This is a genomic window from Streptomyces eurythermus (genome assembly GCF_014649115.1).
Classification (GTDB): domain Bacteria; phylum Actinomycetota; class Actinomycetes; order Streptomycetales; family Streptomycetaceae; genus Streptomyces; species Streptomyces eurythermus.
Window position 1 is genome coordinate 469,463 of sequence record NZ_BMSK01000003.1, and the last position, 14,522, is coordinate 483,984.

General features: G+C 73.8%; 12 protein-coding genes. 10 read left to right on the forward strand and 2 right to left on the reverse strand.

Annotation, left to right across the window (positions count from 1 at the left end; genetic code table 11):
* Positions 1-85 precede the first annotated feature (85 nt).
* The 4 genes from hutU to hutI all read left to right on the forward strand — a co-directional run bounded on the left by hutU (position 86) and on the right by hutI (position 5,644).
* Positions 86-1,750 carry a urocanate hydratase gene (gene hutU / locus IE251_RS07610; RefSeq protein ID WP_189752109.1) on the forward strand — a complete coding sequence of 555 codons (1,665 nt, stop codon included), beginning with the start codon at positions 86-88 and terminating at the stop codon, positions 1,748-1,750.
* A gap of 125 nt (positions 1,751-1,875) precedes the next feature.
* Positions 1,876-3,078, forward strand: coding sequence for an allantoate amidohydrolase (locus tag IE251_RS07615; protein WP_189752110.1), 1,203 nt, complete (start codon positions 1,876-1,878; stop codon positions 3,076-3,078).
* Positions 3,075-4,412, forward strand: coding sequence for a formimidoylglutamate deiminase (locus tag IE251_RS07620; RefSeq protein ID WP_189752111.1), 1,338 nt, complete (start codon positions 3,075-3,077; stop codon positions 4,410-4,412). The genes IE251_RS07615 and IE251_RS07620 overlap by 4 nt, the downstream gene beginning before the upstream one ends.
* A gap of 20 nt (positions 4,413-4,432) precedes the next feature.
* Positions 4,433-5,644: an imidazolonepropionase gene (gene hutI, locus IE251_RS07625; RefSeq protein WP_189752112.1), complete on the forward strand. Its 1,212-nt coding sequence runs from the start codon at positions 4,433-4,435 to the stop codon at positions 5,642-5,644.
* A 101-nt stretch (positions 5,645-5,745) separates the two neighbouring features.
* Here hutI and IE251_RS07630 read toward each other — a convergent pair whose 3' ends face one another.
* On the reverse strand, positions 5,746-6,642 hold the full coding sequence (locus tag IE251_RS07630; protein WP_189752113.1) for an RNA polymerase sigma factor SigF: 897 nt from the start codon (positions 6,640-6,642) through the stop codon (positions 5,746-5,748).
* 248 nt (positions 6,643-6,890) lie between these two features.
* Between IE251_RS07630 and IE251_RS07635 the strand changes: the two genes are divergently transcribed.
* The 6 genes from IE251_RS07635 (at position 6,891) to IE251_RS07660 (ending at position 12,601) form a co-directional block, all read left to right on the forward strand.
* Positions 6,891-7,268 carry an STAS domain-containing protein gene (locus IE251_RS07635; protein ID WP_030615625.1) on the forward strand — a complete coding sequence of 126 codons (378 nt, stop codon included), beginning with the start codon at positions 6,891-6,893 and terminating at the stop codon, positions 7,266-7,268.
* Positions 7,269-7,582: 314 nt separating this feature from the next.
* Entirely contained in the window at positions 7,583-8,143 is a 561-nt protein-coding gene (locus IE251_RS07640; RefSeq protein ID WP_189752114.1) for an ATP-binding protein, read from the forward strand.
* A 312-nt stretch (positions 8,144-8,455) separates the two neighbouring features.
* Positions 8,456-9,163 (forward strand): LPXTG cell wall anchor domain-containing protein, encoded by a 708-nt coding sequence (locus IE251_RS07645; protein WP_189752115.1) that lies wholly within the window; start codon positions 8,456-8,458, stop codon positions 9,161-9,163.
* A 143-nt stretch (positions 9,164-9,306) separates the two neighbouring features.
* Positions 9,307-10,185: a COG1470 family protein gene (locus IE251_RS07650; protein WP_189752116.1), complete on the forward strand. Its 879-nt coding sequence runs from the start codon at positions 9,307-9,309 to the stop codon at positions 10,183-10,185.
* A complete protein-coding gene (locus IE251_RS07655; RefSeq protein WP_189752117.1) occupies positions 10,182-11,303 on the forward strand; it encodes a hypothetical protein in 1,122 nt (373 codons plus the stop codon). The genes IE251_RS07650 and IE251_RS07655 overlap by 4 nt, the downstream gene beginning before the upstream one ends.
* A 2-nt stretch (positions 11,304-11,305) precedes the next feature.
* Positions 11,306-12,601, forward strand: coding sequence for a hypothetical protein (locus IE251_RS07660; protein WP_229896648.1), 1,296 nt, complete (start codon positions 11,306-11,308; stop codon positions 12,599-12,601).
* Between the two features lie 70 nt (positions 12,602-12,671).
* Here the strand turns inward: IE251_RS07660 and IE251_RS07665 are convergent, their stop codons facing one another.
* On the reverse strand, positions 12,672-14,177 hold the full coding sequence (locus IE251_RS07665; protein WP_030788078.1) for a peptide MFS transporter: 1,506 nt from the start codon (positions 14,175-14,177) through the stop codon (positions 12,672-12,674).
* Positions 14,178-14,522: the final 345 nt, after the last annotated feature.

A 14,522-nucleotide genomic window follows, 5' to 3' on the forward strand; every position in this document is an offset into this window, starting at 1 on the left:
CCGGACGGGACCACCCCCCCTGTATTGACTAGCTCTATTCAGACCTACAGGATGTGAATAGTCGTAGGCACAGGAGGAGACAGAGATGTCGGGACCCCGCCCCGTACGAGCACCGCGCGGCACGGAACTCAGCGCCCTGGGATGGCAGCAGGAAGCCGCCCTGCGCATGCTGCAGAACAACCTCGACCCCGAGGTCGCCGAGCACCCCGACAAGCTCGTCGTCTACGGCGGCACCGGCAAGGCCGCCCGTGACTGGCGCTCCTTCGACGCCATGGTCCGCACCCTGAGGACCCTCAAGCAGGACGAGACCATGCTGGTCCAGTCCGGCCGCCCGGTCGGCGTGATGCAGACCCACGAGTGGGCCCCGCGCGTCCTCATCGCCAACTCCAACCTCGTCGGCGACTGGGCCAACTGGGAGGAGTTCCGCCGCCTGGAGGCCCTCGGCCTGACCATGTACGGCCAGATGACCGCCGGCTCCTGGATCTACATCGGCACCCAGGGCATCCTCCAGGGCACCTACGAGACCTTCGCCGCCGTTGCCGCCAAGAAGTTCGGCGGCACGCTCGCCGGGACCATCACGCTGACCGCCGGCCTCGGCGGCATGGGCGGCGCCCAGCCGCTCGCCGTCACCATGAACGACGGCGTCGCCATCTGCATCGACTGCGACCCGCGCGCCATCGAGCGCCGCATCGAGCACCGCTACCTCGACGTCAGGGCCGACTCCCTCGACCACGCCCTCCAGCTCGCCACCGAGGCCCGCGACCAGCGCAAGCCGCTGTCCATCGGCGTCCTCGGCAACGCGGCCGACCTGGTCCCGCGGCTGCTCGCCATGAACGCCCCGATCGACATCGTCACCGACCAGACCTCCGCCCACGACCCGCTGTCGTACCTCCCGGTCGGCGTGGCCTTCGAGGACATGGCCGCCGAGGCGGCGAAGGACCCGGCCGGCTTCACCACCCGCGCCCGCGAGTCCATGGCCCGGCACGTGGAGGCCATGGTCGGCTTCCTGGACGCCGGTGCCGAGGTCTTCGACTACGGCAACTCCATCCGGGGCGAGGCCAAGCTCGCCGGCTACGACCGGGCGTTCGCCTTCCCCGGCTTCGTCCCCGCCTACATCCGCCCGCTGTTCTGCGAGGGCAAGGGCCCCTTCCGCTGGGCCGCGCTGTCCGGCGACCCGGCCGACATCGCCAAGACCGACAAGGCGATCCTGGACCTGTTCCCGGAGAACGAGTCCCTGGCCCGCTGGATCAAGATGGCCGGCGAACGGGTCCACTTCCAGGGCCTGCCCGCGCGCATCTGCTGGCTCGGCTACGGCGAACGGGACAAGGCGGGCGAGCGGTTCAACGACATGGTCGCGAGCGGGGAACTGGCCGCGCCGCTGGCCATCGGGCGGGACCACCTGGACTGCGGGTCGGTCGCCTCGCCGTACCGCGAGACCGAGGCCATGCTCGACGGCTCCGACGCGATCGCCGACTGGCCGCTGCTGAACGCCATGGTCAACGTGGCCTCGGGCGCGTCCTGGGTGTCCATCCACCACGGCGGCGGCGTGGGGATGGGGCGGTCCATCCACGCCGGCCAGGTGACGGTGGCCGACGGCACGAAGCTGGGCGGCGAGAAGATCCGGCGCGTGCTCACCAACGACCCCGGCATGGGCGTCATCCGGCACGTGGACGCCGGGTACGACATCGCCGAGTCCGTCGCGGGCGAGCGAGGGGTCCGGGTGCCGATGCGTGAGGGTGACGAGGCGTGACGGTGGGGCAGGGCGGGCACGGGGGCCCGGCGCCGGCGGCGGCCGGCCTCTCGTCGCCGTCCGGGGGTTCCGCCGTCCCGGGGCACGGCCCGGGGCCTGTGCCCGGCGGGCGTTCCTTTCACGCGATGTGGGCCGAGCTGCTCCCCGTCGGCCGGCACCCCGGCTCCGGCGGCTACCGGCGCTACGCCTGGACCGGGGCCGACGCCGAGTGCCGGGACTGGTTCCGGGAGCAGGCCGAGGCGCGCGGGCTGACGTACGAGGCCGACCGGAACGGGAACCAGTGGGCCTGGCTGGGGGACCCGGCCGCCGGGGACGCCGTCGTCACCGGGTCGCACCTGGACTCCGTGCCGGACGGCGGGGCCTTCGACGGGCCCCTCGGCGTGGTCTCCTCCTTCGCCGCGCTGGACGAACTGCGCGGCCGGGGCGTGCGGTTCACCAGGCCGCTCGCCATCGTCAACTTCGGTGACGAGGAGGGGGCCCGGTTCGGGCTCGCCTGTGTCGGGTCGCGGCTCACCGCCGGACAGCTGACCGCCGAGCAGGCGCACCGGCTCACCGACGGCGACGGGATCACCCTGCCCCGGGCCATGGAGGCCGCCGGGTACGACCCCGAGGCCATCGGGCCCGACCCCGAACGGCTCGCCCGGATCGGCGCGTTCGTGGAGCTGCACGTCGAACAGGGGCGGGCGCTGGACCTGTCCGGCGACCGGGTGGGCGTCGCCAGCGCCATCTGGCCGCACGGACGCTGGCGGTTCGACTTCCGGGGCGAGGCCAACCACGCCGGCACCACCCGGCTGGCCGACCGCCGCGACCCCATGCTGTCGTACGCCCAGACCGTGCTCGCCGCCCGCCGCGAGGCCGAACTCGCCGGTGCCGTCGCCACCTTCGGCAAGATCGCGGTGGAACCGAACGGCGTCAACGCGATCCCCTCGCTGGTGCGCGGCTGGCTCGACTCCCGCGCCGCCGACCAGGAGACCCTGGACGAGGTCGTCGGGGGAGTGGAGAGGGCCGCGCGCGAGTACGCCACCGCGCACGGCATCGACCTCGACGTCGTCCGGGAGTCCTTCACCCCGGTCGTCGAGTTCGACCACGCCCTGCGCGACGAACTCGCCCGGATCCTCGGCAAGGACACCGGCCTGACCGTGCCCGTCCTCGGGACCGGAGCGGGACACGACGCCGGAATCCTCTCCGGGAGCGTCCCGACCGCCATGCTGTTCGTGCGCAACCCCACCGGTGTCTCGCACTCCCCGGCCGAGTTCGCGGCCGAGGACGACTGCGTGGCCGGGGTGCGCGCACTCGCCGACGTACTGGAAGGGCTGGCCTGCCGGTGACCAAGGGAACCTACTGGCTGGAGCACGCCTGGCTCGGCGACCGCGTCGAGCCGGGCGTGGCCGTGGACGTGGCCGGCGGACGCATCGGCGCCGTGCGCACGGACGTGCACACCCCGCCCCCGGGCGCCGAGGTGCTGCGCGGGCTGACCCTGCCGGGGCTCGCCAACGCCCACAGCCACGCCTTCCACCGGGCCCTGCGGGGCGTGGTCCAGGTCGGCTCCGGGACCTTCTGGACCTGGCGCGAGGTGATGTACTCCGTCGCCGCCCGGCTGACCCCGGACGGCTACCACGCCCTGGCCCGCGCGGTGTACGCCGAGATGGCCCTGGCCGGCATCACCTGTGTCGGCGAGTTCCACTACGTGCACCACGCCCCCGGTGGCACCCGCTACGCCGACCCCAACGCCATGGGCGAGGCGCTGATCGAGGCCGCCGCCGAGGCCGGCATCCGGATCACCCTCCTGGACACCTGCTACCTCTCCGCCGGCTTCGGGGAGCCGCCGGGCGCCCACCAGCTGCGCTTCTCCGACGGCAGCGCGGCGGACTGGGCAGAACGCTGTGCGGTTCTCAAGGAACGGGATCACGCACGGATCGGAGCGGCGATCCACTCCGTACGGGCCGTGCCCGCCGGGCAGTTGGCGACCGTGGCGCGGTGGGCCGAGGAGCGGCGGGCCCCGCTGCACGTGCACCTGTCGGAGCAGCCCGCCGAGAACGAGGCATGCCTCGCCGCGCACGGCCGCACCCCCACCCGGCTGCTCGCCGACCACGGCGTCCTCGGGCCGCGCACCACCGGCGTGCACAACACCCACCTCACCGAGGAGGACATCGCCCTGCTCGGCGGCTCGGGCACCGGCACCTGCATGTGCCCCACCACCGAACGGGACCTGGCCGACGGCATCGGCCCGGCCGTCGCCCTCCAGCGGGCCGGCTCCCCGCTCAGTCTCGGCTCCGACAGCCACGCCGTGATCGACCTGCTCGAAGAGGCGCGCGCGATGGAGCTGAACGAGCGGCTGCGCAGCCGCACCCGGGGCCACTGGACGGCCGCCGCCCTGCTGCGGGCCGCCACCGCCGACGGCCACGCCGCCCTCGGCTGGGACGAGGCCGGCACCATCGAGCCCGGCGCGCTCGCCGACCTGACGACGATCGCCCTGGACTCGGTCAGAACGGCCGGGCCACCGCCCCGGCTGGGCGCCGAGACGGCCGTATTCGCGGCGAGCGCGGCGGACGTACGGCACACGGTCGTGGGGGGCCGGCAGATCGTGCGCGACGGGGCGCACACGCGCGTCCCCGATGTGCCGCAAGCCCTGGCGCGGGCCGTCGAAGCCCTCCGCGCCTGACGACCACCCACGAGGACACCATGAGCAGCAGCACCGTCATCACCAACATCGCCACGCTGGTCACCAACGACCCCTCCCTCGGATGGGGGTCCCCCCGTTCGAGCAAGTTCGAGAATGGGGGAAACTCCCCTCTCGGTCTGGTCCGGGACGCGGCCGTCGTCATCGACGGCGACCGGGTCGTGTGGACCGGTGAGTCAAGCAAAGCACCCGCCACTGACAACCGGGTCGACGCGGCCGGCCGGGCGGTGCTGCCCGGCTTCGTGGACTCCCACTCCCACCTGGTCTTCGCCGGCGACCGGACGCAGGAGTTCAACGCCCGCATGTCCGGCCGCCCCTACACCGCGGGCGGCATCCGCACCACGGTCGCGGCCACCCGCGCCGCGAGCGACGCGGAACTGGAGGCGAACCTCGCCCGTTACCTCGCCGAGGCCCTGCGCCAGGGCACGACCACGCTCGAGACCAAGTCGGGCTACGGCCTCACGGTCGAGGACGAGGCCCGCGCCCTGCGCCTGGCGGCCCGGCACACCGAGGAGGTGACGTACCTCGGCGCGCACGTCGTCAGCCCCGACTACGCCGACGACCCGGCGGCCTATGTCGCCCTGGTCACCGGCGAGATGCTGGACGCCTGCGCGCCGCACGCCCGCTGGATCGACGTGTTCTGCGAGAAGGGCGCCTTCGACGGCGACCAGGCCCGTGCCGTCCTCACCGCGGGCAAGGCGAAGGGCCTGCACCCGCGCGTCCACGCCAACCAGCTCTCCTACGGCCCCGGCGTCCAGCTGGCCGTGGAACTCGACGCGGCCAGCGCCGACCACTGCACCCACCTGACGGACGCGGACGTCGACGCGCTCGCGCACAGCCGTACGGTCGCCACCCTGCTGCCCGGTGCCGAGTTCTCCACCCGCGCCGAGTGGCCGGACGCCCGCCGCCTGCTGGACGCGGGCGTGACGGTCGCCCTGTCCACCGACTGCAACCCGGGCTCGTCCTTCACCTCGTCCGTGCCCTTCTGCATCGCCCTGGCCGTCCGGGACATGGGGATGACCCCGGACGAGGCGGTGTGGTCGGCGACGGCGGGCGGCGCCGCCGCCCTGCGCCGCACCGACATCGGCCGGCTCGCCCCGGGCGCCCGCGCGGACCTGCTCCTGCTCGACGCCCCGAGCCATGTCCACCTGGCCTACCGCCCGGGCGTGCCGCTGGTCGCCGGGGTGTGGCGCGCCGGCGTACGCGTCGTCTGACCGGCCGCCGGGCGGACCCGGCCCGCGACCGAGGACCCCGATGGGCGGTCCGGCCTCGCGGGGCCGGACCGCCCATCGGGGCGCGCGAAGTGCCGCGCGGGTCACTCCTCCAGGGTCAGCCCCTTGCGCAGCCGTACCAGCGTGCGCGACAGCAGCCGGGAGACGTGCATCTGGGAGATGCCCAGTTCCTCGCCGATCTCGGACTGGGTCATGTTCGCCACGAAGCGCAGGGAGAGGATCTTCCGGTCCCGGGACGGCAGCGAGGCGATCAGCGGCTTGAGGGACTCGATGTACTCGATGCCCTCGAGCCCGTGGTCCTCGTAGCCGATGCGGTCCGCGAGCGCGCCCTCGGAGTCGTCCTCCTCGGGCTGGGCGTCCAGCGAGGAGGCGGTGTAGGCGTTCGAGGCGGCCATGCCCTCGACGACCTCCTCGCTGGAGATGCCGAGGCGTTCGGCGAGTTCCGCGACCGTGGGCGCGCGGTCCAGCTGCTGCGCCAGCTCGTCGCCCGCCTTGGCGAGGTCGAGGCGCAGCTCCTGGAGCCGGCGCGGGACCCGCACCGACCACGAGGTGTCACGGAAGAACCGCTTGATCTCGCCGATGATGGTGGGCATCGCGAAAGTGGGGAACTCGACACCGCGGGAGAGTTCGAAGCGGTCGATGGCCTTGATCAGGCCGATGGTGCCGACCTGGATGATGTCCTCCATCGGCTCGCTGCGGGAGCGGAAGCGGGAGGCGGCGAACTTGACGAGCGCGAGGTTGAGCTCGACGAGGGTGTTGCGGACGTACGCGTGTTCGTGCGTCCCTTCCTCCAGCGACTCCAGCCGCTTGAAGAGGGTCTTGGACAGGGCCCGCGCGTCGACCGGGCCGATCTCGTCGTAGGGGGGGATCTCCGGGAGTCCCTCGAAGGGGTCGAGGGGGTCGATGGGATGATCCAGCTGTACCGGTGGGGGTGTCGACGTCGCGATCGGGGTAGGCGATGCGTCGAGCCGGGGTGACATGGGTGTCCTCCATCGTTCTCGGCATATGGCTGCCGAAGCCAGTACGTGCACTGCGGTGTGCGGCGCCTCCGAAGCCGGCGTGTAGGGGTGTGTGTCCTTACTAGCCCTACCCGCTGCACCGAGCGGGTCGCAAGTGCGTTCTGTTGCGGTATGTCCGATTGTGTGCGGTTGTTCGGGTGTCGGAGTGCGCAGGGAGGGCGTAATGTTCGAGGGCATCAGCAGCCACGACCTCGGGAGAGAGAGACGGCATGGACCACGGGACGGTCGGCAGCGCACAGTCGGGCCGGCTTCTGGTGGAGGTGCGGGAAGAGGGCTCCAGCGCCGTTGTGACACCGGCCGGCGAACTCGACCACCACACCGCCGATCTTTTGCGTGAGCCCCTCGACGACCTGTTGGACAAGGGCTTCTCACGGCTCGTCGTGGACTGCTCCCGCCTGGAGTTCTGCGACTCCACGGGACTGAACGTCCTGCTCGGCGCCCGGCTGAAGGCGGACGCCGCCGGTGGCGGGGTCCACCTGGCCGGCATGCTGCCGGTGGTGGCCCGGGTGTTCGAGATCACAGGGGCGGAGACGGTCTTCACCGTCCACGACTCCGTGGAGGCCGCCCTGGCCGACGGTGCCGACTGAGCCGCCGTGTCCTGCCATGAGGACGGGTCCGCGCCCGGCCCCCGCGGGCGTTGCGCGGGTCATCCGAACACGGGGGTGTTCCCTGGGATCGGTCGGGCAGGAGAGGGCAGAAGAAGGCGGGGGACGGCCCGGCCGGCACGCGCACGGGACGCGCGTCCGGCGGACGGGCGGTCGGTCCCCGGGTGGTGCGACGGCCGACGCGGCCGGCGCTCGTCGTCCGGCCCCTTGGCCGGGACCACGGGCCGCGGTGCCGCTCGGACCGCTGACCGGACTTTTGTAATCGTGAACTGGTGAATCGGTGAGGTGAAGCGCTGATGAGCACCACCCGGCCTTACTCGCCGGGCGAGCGCGGCCCGGAGCCCAGCGGCGCTTCCGGGGCGTCCGAGGGGGTCGCGCCGGCCGTCGGCGCGGCCGCGGGGGCAGCCGCGCCGTCCGTGCCGACCGACGGCACTCCGCGCAGCCGCGAACGGCAGGTGCGCAGACTCCGCCTGGAAGGCGAGAGCGGGGTCGTCCCGCTCGCGCGCGACTTCACCCGTCAGGCGTTGTACGCGTGGGACTGGCTGCCCGCCGCCACCGCCGACCGGCGGGCCGCCGCCGAGGATGTGCTGCTCGTCGTCTCCGAACTGGTCACCAACGCCTGCCTGCACGCCGAGGGCCCCGACGAACTCCGGCTCACCTGCGACAACAAGGTGATCCGGGTGGAGGTCTCGGACCGGGGCGCCGGCCAGCCGGCCCCGCGCACCCCGCACCGGGCCGGCCGGCCCGGCGGCCACGGCATGTTCATCGTGCAGCGGCTGTGTCTGGACTGGGGCGTCATCCGGATCAGCGGCACGCCGGGCAAGACGGTGTGGGCGGAACTGGGCGCGCCGGCCTGACCCGTGGCGCGGCCGGGAAGCGCCCTCGCCCGATCGTCGGTGACGGCCTTCCGGCCCCTGGCACAGCCGGTGGCCGGAAGGCCCGGCCGTGCCGACGGGTGTTCCGGCCCGGCCGTACCGGCGGGTGTTCCGGCCCGGCCGCACCGGAGGGTGTCCGGGCCGCCGCCTCCGCTCCGGTGTCCCGCCGTACCCGTCGTCCGCCCCGGGCCGCCTCAACTCCGGCGTGTGACGCGTCTTCCTTCCTCACGACCCCGGGCGTACCTTGACGGCCGCATCTGATACACCGTCAGGAACGGATGGGGTGGACCGACCGTGTCGTACCCGAAACGAACCGCCGCGCTCGCGTCCGCCGCGGCCCTGGCCGGCGCGGCGGCACTGGTGGCCGCACCGGCGGCCCACGCCGAGGTGACCGACGTCGACTACCGCTGCCGGACGCCGATCGGCGTCAAGAGCGCCGTGTCGCCCATCGACATCAAGGGCGCCCGGAGCGGCGCCGGCTACAAGATCACGATGTCCTGGCAGAAGGGCGTCTCCTCCAGCCCGATCGAACTGGGCAAGGGAGCGATGAACCCGAGCGCCACCATCCGGCTGGGCGGCGCCGACAGCGGCACGCTCACCGTCACCGGACCCGCCAACACCGCCGCGATCCCTGCCGACACCCCGATCAAGATCAGCGATCTGAGCGGCACCTACACACCCCGGAAGAGCGGTGCGGTCACCTTCACGGCCGGCACGCTCACCATCAAGGCCCTCGGTACGACGACCACCTGCACGCCGGCCGACAGCCCCGGACCGGCCCTGACCCTGAACGTGACGGCACCCGGCGGTTCGGCCGCGACGGGCGGCCCCGGTACGACGGGTGGCTCGGGTCCCACCAGCGGTTCCGGCGGCGGACAGCTGCCGCAGACCGGTCCCCAGGACTCCGCCGTCGCCCTCGGCACGCTCGGCGGCACGGTGCTCCTCGCCGGCGCGGCGGGCGCCCTGTGGCTGTCCCGGCGCGGCCGCACCGCCCGCGGCTGACGGACCGCGCCCACGGCCGGACCGCCACGAGTCCGGGAAGGCCCGGCCAGGCCCCCGCCGCCGGACCCGGCCGCACCGCACACCACCACCGTCCCGGTGCCGTCGCCCGCCGCCCCCTTCGGCCACCACCGCTGGAGCCGCCCATGCCGACCGCCGCACGCGCCCCCGTCCCGCCGCGCCCTCCCCGCTCCCTCGTACGTCCCGTCCGTCCGGCCCTCCCGGCCGTCCTCGCCGTCCTCCTGACGCTCGCCCCGCTGACCGATGCCCCGCGGGCCGTCGCGCGGTCCGGCGGATGGTCGGTCGCCCCGCTGGGCGGCGGGCGGCCCGCGTTCTACGCCGAGGGCACTCCCGGGGCGGTGCTGCGGGACACGGTGTCCGTGACCAACCCGGGCCGGACACCGGTCACGGTCCGGCTGCGCGGCACCGGCGTCCCGGCGGTGTTCGCCCGCGACGGTCTGCGGGTGCCCGCCCGCACCCGGGCCCAGGTGCCCTTCACCGTCACCGTGCCGCGCGATGCCGGGCCCGGCGACCGCACAGGCTCCATAGAGGCGCGGGACGCCCACGGCCGCAGAGCCACCGTGCCCGTCCGGCTGCGCGTCGGCGGCCCCGCGCTGGCCGCGCTGACCGTCGAGCATCTCGCCGTACACGCCGACCGGATCACCTATGACCTGGTCAACCGCGGTACGACCGTCCTCGTACCGAGGATCGCGGTGCGCGCCGACGGACTCTTCGGCCGGCGCGTCCTGGACCGCGCCCCGCGCGCCCTGCCGGTCCGGCTGCCCCCGGGCACCCGGCGGACGCTCAGCGAGCCGTGGCCCGGCCGGCCGGTGCTGGACGAGGTGCGGGTACGGCTGACGGTGACGGCGGCGGGCGGGGCGCGCGCCACGGCGGCCACCTCGGCGGCGTACGTGCCGTGGGGCGCGGTGGGCGGCGGCGCCGCGGCGGTGGCCGGGCTCCTGTGGTGGCGCGCGCGGCGGCCCCGGCGGGCCCTGGCCGCCGCGTCGACGGGAGCGGTGTCGTGAGGCGCCTCGCGCTGCTGCCGCCGGCCGCCGCGCTGCTGCTGGCCCTCGCCGTCCCGCCCGGCCAGGTCCGGGCGGCGGACGGACCGGCCGTGCGGCTGTCGGCGGTCCGGGCCGGGGCGGGCGGCTCGGTCACCGTGAGCGGCACCGGCTGGCGGCCCCGGGCGCTGCTGATGCTGCTGGTGTGCGGGCGGGCCACCCCGGCCCGGGGCGTGAGCGGCGGCACCAACTCCTGCGCCAACGGCGACGGCCGGGCCGTGACCACGGACGCCGACGGGGCGTTCGGCCGGCGGCTGCCGGTCGCCGAGCCGCCCGTCCCCTGCCCCTGCGTGGTGCACGTGGCCACCGTCACCGGCGCCCGCGCCGAGGCGGACGCCGTGCTGGAGATCGCCGGGCACCCGGTGGCCCCGCTGCCCGCCGAGCGTTCCGCCGGCCGGCTGGCGGTGCTGTCCGACACCCGGCTGACCGGGTCGAGCGGGCTGCTGACCTGGTTCGGGGCGCCGCCGGGCCGCACTCTGGTGTTCACCGTCGGCAACACCGGCACGAGGACCGTCGAGAACCCGGTGTTCCAGGTCGGCACCGCGCACGGTGTGTTCGCACCCGAGTGGGACGAGCGGCAGTGGCACGGCACCCTGGCGCCCGGGAAGAAGGCGCGGGTCGAGCTGCCCGTCGAGCTGTCGGCCGGGGCGCACGGCGACTACACGGTGACGCTGCGGTACGCCGGCCGGGTGCTGGCCGAGCGGCCCTGGGGCGTGGCCCGGCCCTGGGGCGTGACGCTGTTCTGGGTCCTGCTCTGCCTGGTCGTCCCGGCCGCGCTGTTCCGCGCCGGCATGGCGGTGGTCGACCGGCTCCGCCCGCCCGGGCCCGGCGGGCGCCCGCGCCACCCCGCCGCCCACTCCGGCCCGCGCCCCCGCGTACGCCTGCCACGCCTGCGTACCCCCGGCACCCGGAACACCCCCGACGACTCCCCGGCCCCCGCACGCGACCCGGCCGCCAGGACGGCGAGCCTGCCGTGGTTCACCCCGGACTCCGCCCCGCGCGGCCCGGCCGGCCGGTCCTCCGCACCGCACGACGACAGTCCGACGAGTCCTGCGACTCCCACCCCGAAGGGACCCACGTGAGCATGCGAAGGACAGGCACAGCGGCCGGGAGCACGGGAGCCCTGCTGGTGCTCGGTGCGGCGGGCATCCTGCTGGGCCCGGCGGTGACGCCCGCGCGGGCGGCCGACGTGGCCTACGCCACCCACTGCGTGCCGCCCGCGGGCATCGACCCCGTCGACGGCACCACCGAGGTCGGGATCACCGCACCGGCCACGGCGAAGGTGGGCGACACCGTGACCGTCGGGTGGACGTTCGTCCGGGCCGCGTCCCGCAACCCGGACATCATCGACCTGCCCGCGAACTCCGTCCAGCCGTCCGGGGTGCTGAAGGCGGCCGGCGCGCAGAGCGCCGACATCGCGATGCGGGGCCCCCGGGAGAACCCCGCGATCCCCAAGGGCGGCGCCATGGTGCTCTCCGCCATGAAGGGCACGCTGAAGCTGACCGCCGCGGGAGAGGTGACGCTGACCCCGGACGCGTACACCGTCAACGCGATGTCCACGAACACTGAGTGCGCGCCCAGGGAGACCGTGCCGAAGGCGGCGACGATCCGGGTGACGGCGGACGGCGGCGGCACGCCCACCACGACCCCCAGCACGACGCCGTCGGACACGGCGACCCCGACGCGGACCGCCACCGCGACGGCCACCCCGACCGCCACGGCCACCGGCGGCACCGGGCAGACCGACTTCCCCGGCAAGGAGGTGCAGATCCCGTACGCCTGCAAGACCCCGATCGGCGACAAGAGCGCCACCTCGCCGGTGCGGATCGACGCGCGGAAGGACGGCGGGGGCTACGCCCTCACCGTGAAGTTCGGCAAGTCGGTGATGGACAGTCCCGCCGAGATCCCGAAGGGCTCGGTGAAGCCGTCCATGGAGGTGGTGCTGGGCGGCGCCGACAAGGGCACCGTGCACGTGGAGGGACCGGAGAACGCGGGGCCCATCAAGGCCGGCGCCCCCATCGAGATCCCCGACCTCACCGGCACCTACAAGCCCGGCGCCGACGGCTCCTCGACGCTCTCCCCGGGCGTGCTGACGGTCAAGGCGCTCGGGACGACCACGACGTGCACACCGGTGCGGACGGCCGTCTCGCTCACCCTGGACACGACGCGGCAGCCGGGCGGCGCTGCGGGCGGCACGTCGGCGTCGGGCGGTTCCTCGGGCACGGCCGCGACGGGCGGAGGGGACGGCGGCGCCGGCGGCCTCGCCGAGACCGGCGCGGGCGACCACGGCGCCCTGCGGGCCCTGGGCCTGGTGGCGGGCACGGCGGTCCTGCTGGGCGCCGCGGTGTTCACGCTGATGCCGCGACGCGGGACCCGATAGCCGAAAAGGGCCGCCGCACCCACCTGGGTGCAGCGGCCCTTTTCGGCTTGGTCCCGAGGGACCGGACGGACTAGTTGACGTTGCCCATCAGCTTCTTGACCTTGTTGCGGTACATCCACACCGCCACACCCGCGATCACGGCGAGCACGGCCTCCAGGGCGACGAAGCCCTTCTTGTCGAGGTTGACGCCGCCGACGGCCGGGTTGGACAGCAGGGCGGTGACGGAGTCGCCCGCGGTCACCGCGAGGAACCAGACACCCATCATCTGCGAGGCGTACTTCTGCGGCGCCATCTTCGTGGTCACCGACAGACCCACCGGGGACAGCGTCAGCTCACCGACGGTCTGCACGAAGTAGATCGCGACCAGCCACAGCGCCGCGGCCTTGTGACCGCCCTCCGCGACCGACAGCGGGGCGAGGAAGACGAAGAAGGACACACCGACCAGCACCAGACCGGAAGAGAACTTCACGATCGTGCTCGGCTCCTTGCCGCGCCGGTTCAGCCACAGCCACAGCCAGGCGAAGACCGGCGCCAGCGCCATGATCAGGACCGGGTTGACCGACTGGTACCAGGAGACCGGGAAGTCCCAGCCGAGGACCGAGTTCTCGGCGCCGTCCTTGGCGAACAGCGACAGGGTCGAGCCGCCCTGGTCGTAGATCATCCAGAAGACGGCGGCGGCCACGAAGAACCAGATGTACGCCGACACCTTCGAGCGCTCGCCGGCGTCCAGGTCCTTGTCCCGCCGGATCCGGGCGATGACCAGGATCGGCACGATCAGGCCGATGACGGTGAGCGGGATCAGCGCCCAGTTCAGGGTGAAGTGACCGGTGCCGCCGACGACGCCGTAGAACACCGCGGCGACGGCCAGCCAGATCAGGCCCTTGCGCAGCGTGGCGGTCTTCTCCTCGGCGGTCAGCGGGGTCGGGACCTCGCTGCTCTTCGGGTTCAGGTGACGGCCGCCCAGCAGGTACTGGACCAGGCCCAGCGCCATGCCGAGCGCGGCCAGCGCGAAGCCCAGGTGCCAGTTGACGTTCTCGCCGATGGTGCCGATGACCAGCGGGGCGACGAAGGCGCCGAGGTTGATGCCGATGTAGAAGAGCGTGAAGCCACCGTCGCGGCGCGGGTCCTCCGGGCCGTTGTACAGGTGGCCGACCATCGTGGAGATGTTGGCCTTCAGCAGACCCGAACCGATGGCGACGAGCACCAGACCGACGTAGAAGCTCGCGGCGAAGGGGACCGCCAGGCACAGGTGGCCCAGCATGATGACCGCGCCCGCGACGGCGACCGTCTTGCGCGGACCGAGCAGGCGGTCGGCGAACCAGCCGCCGGGCAGGGCGAGCAGGTACACGAGCGACAGGTACACCGCGTAGATCGCGCTCGCCGTGCCACCGTTGAGGTGCAGGCCACCCGGGGCCACCAGGTACAGCGGGAGCAGGGCCCTCATGCCGTAGTAGGAGAAGCGCTCCCACATCTCGGTCATGAAGAGAGTGGCCAGTCCGCGGGGGTGGCCGAAGAAGGTCTTCTCGGAACCGGGGGTGCCCGGTCGGACCGAGTCCTTCGTCAGGCTGGACGCCATGGTCGTTCCTTGCTGGTCGGGACGCGCGGTTGGGGGTCCCCCCTGCTCGGCGAGCCGAGCTTGGGGGAGTGCGCGCCCGGTGGGGTGCGGCCGGCACCGGCGGGTCGGCCGGCCACCCCCACGCCCAGGGGGATTCCGACTCCGGATCACGGAGGCGGCGGACGGCGACCACCGGGATCCACGCCCCACACGCGTCGCTGCGCCCGGAGCCCGGCCAGAGGTCATTCCTTTCGAGGCTGGTCGGGGACCAGCCCGTACACAAAAGAGACCTTCAGCGTCGACTGCCCGCCAAAGGTCCCCGGTGCGTACTACAGGCGTTCAGGTCACCATACGGCAGGACACTGC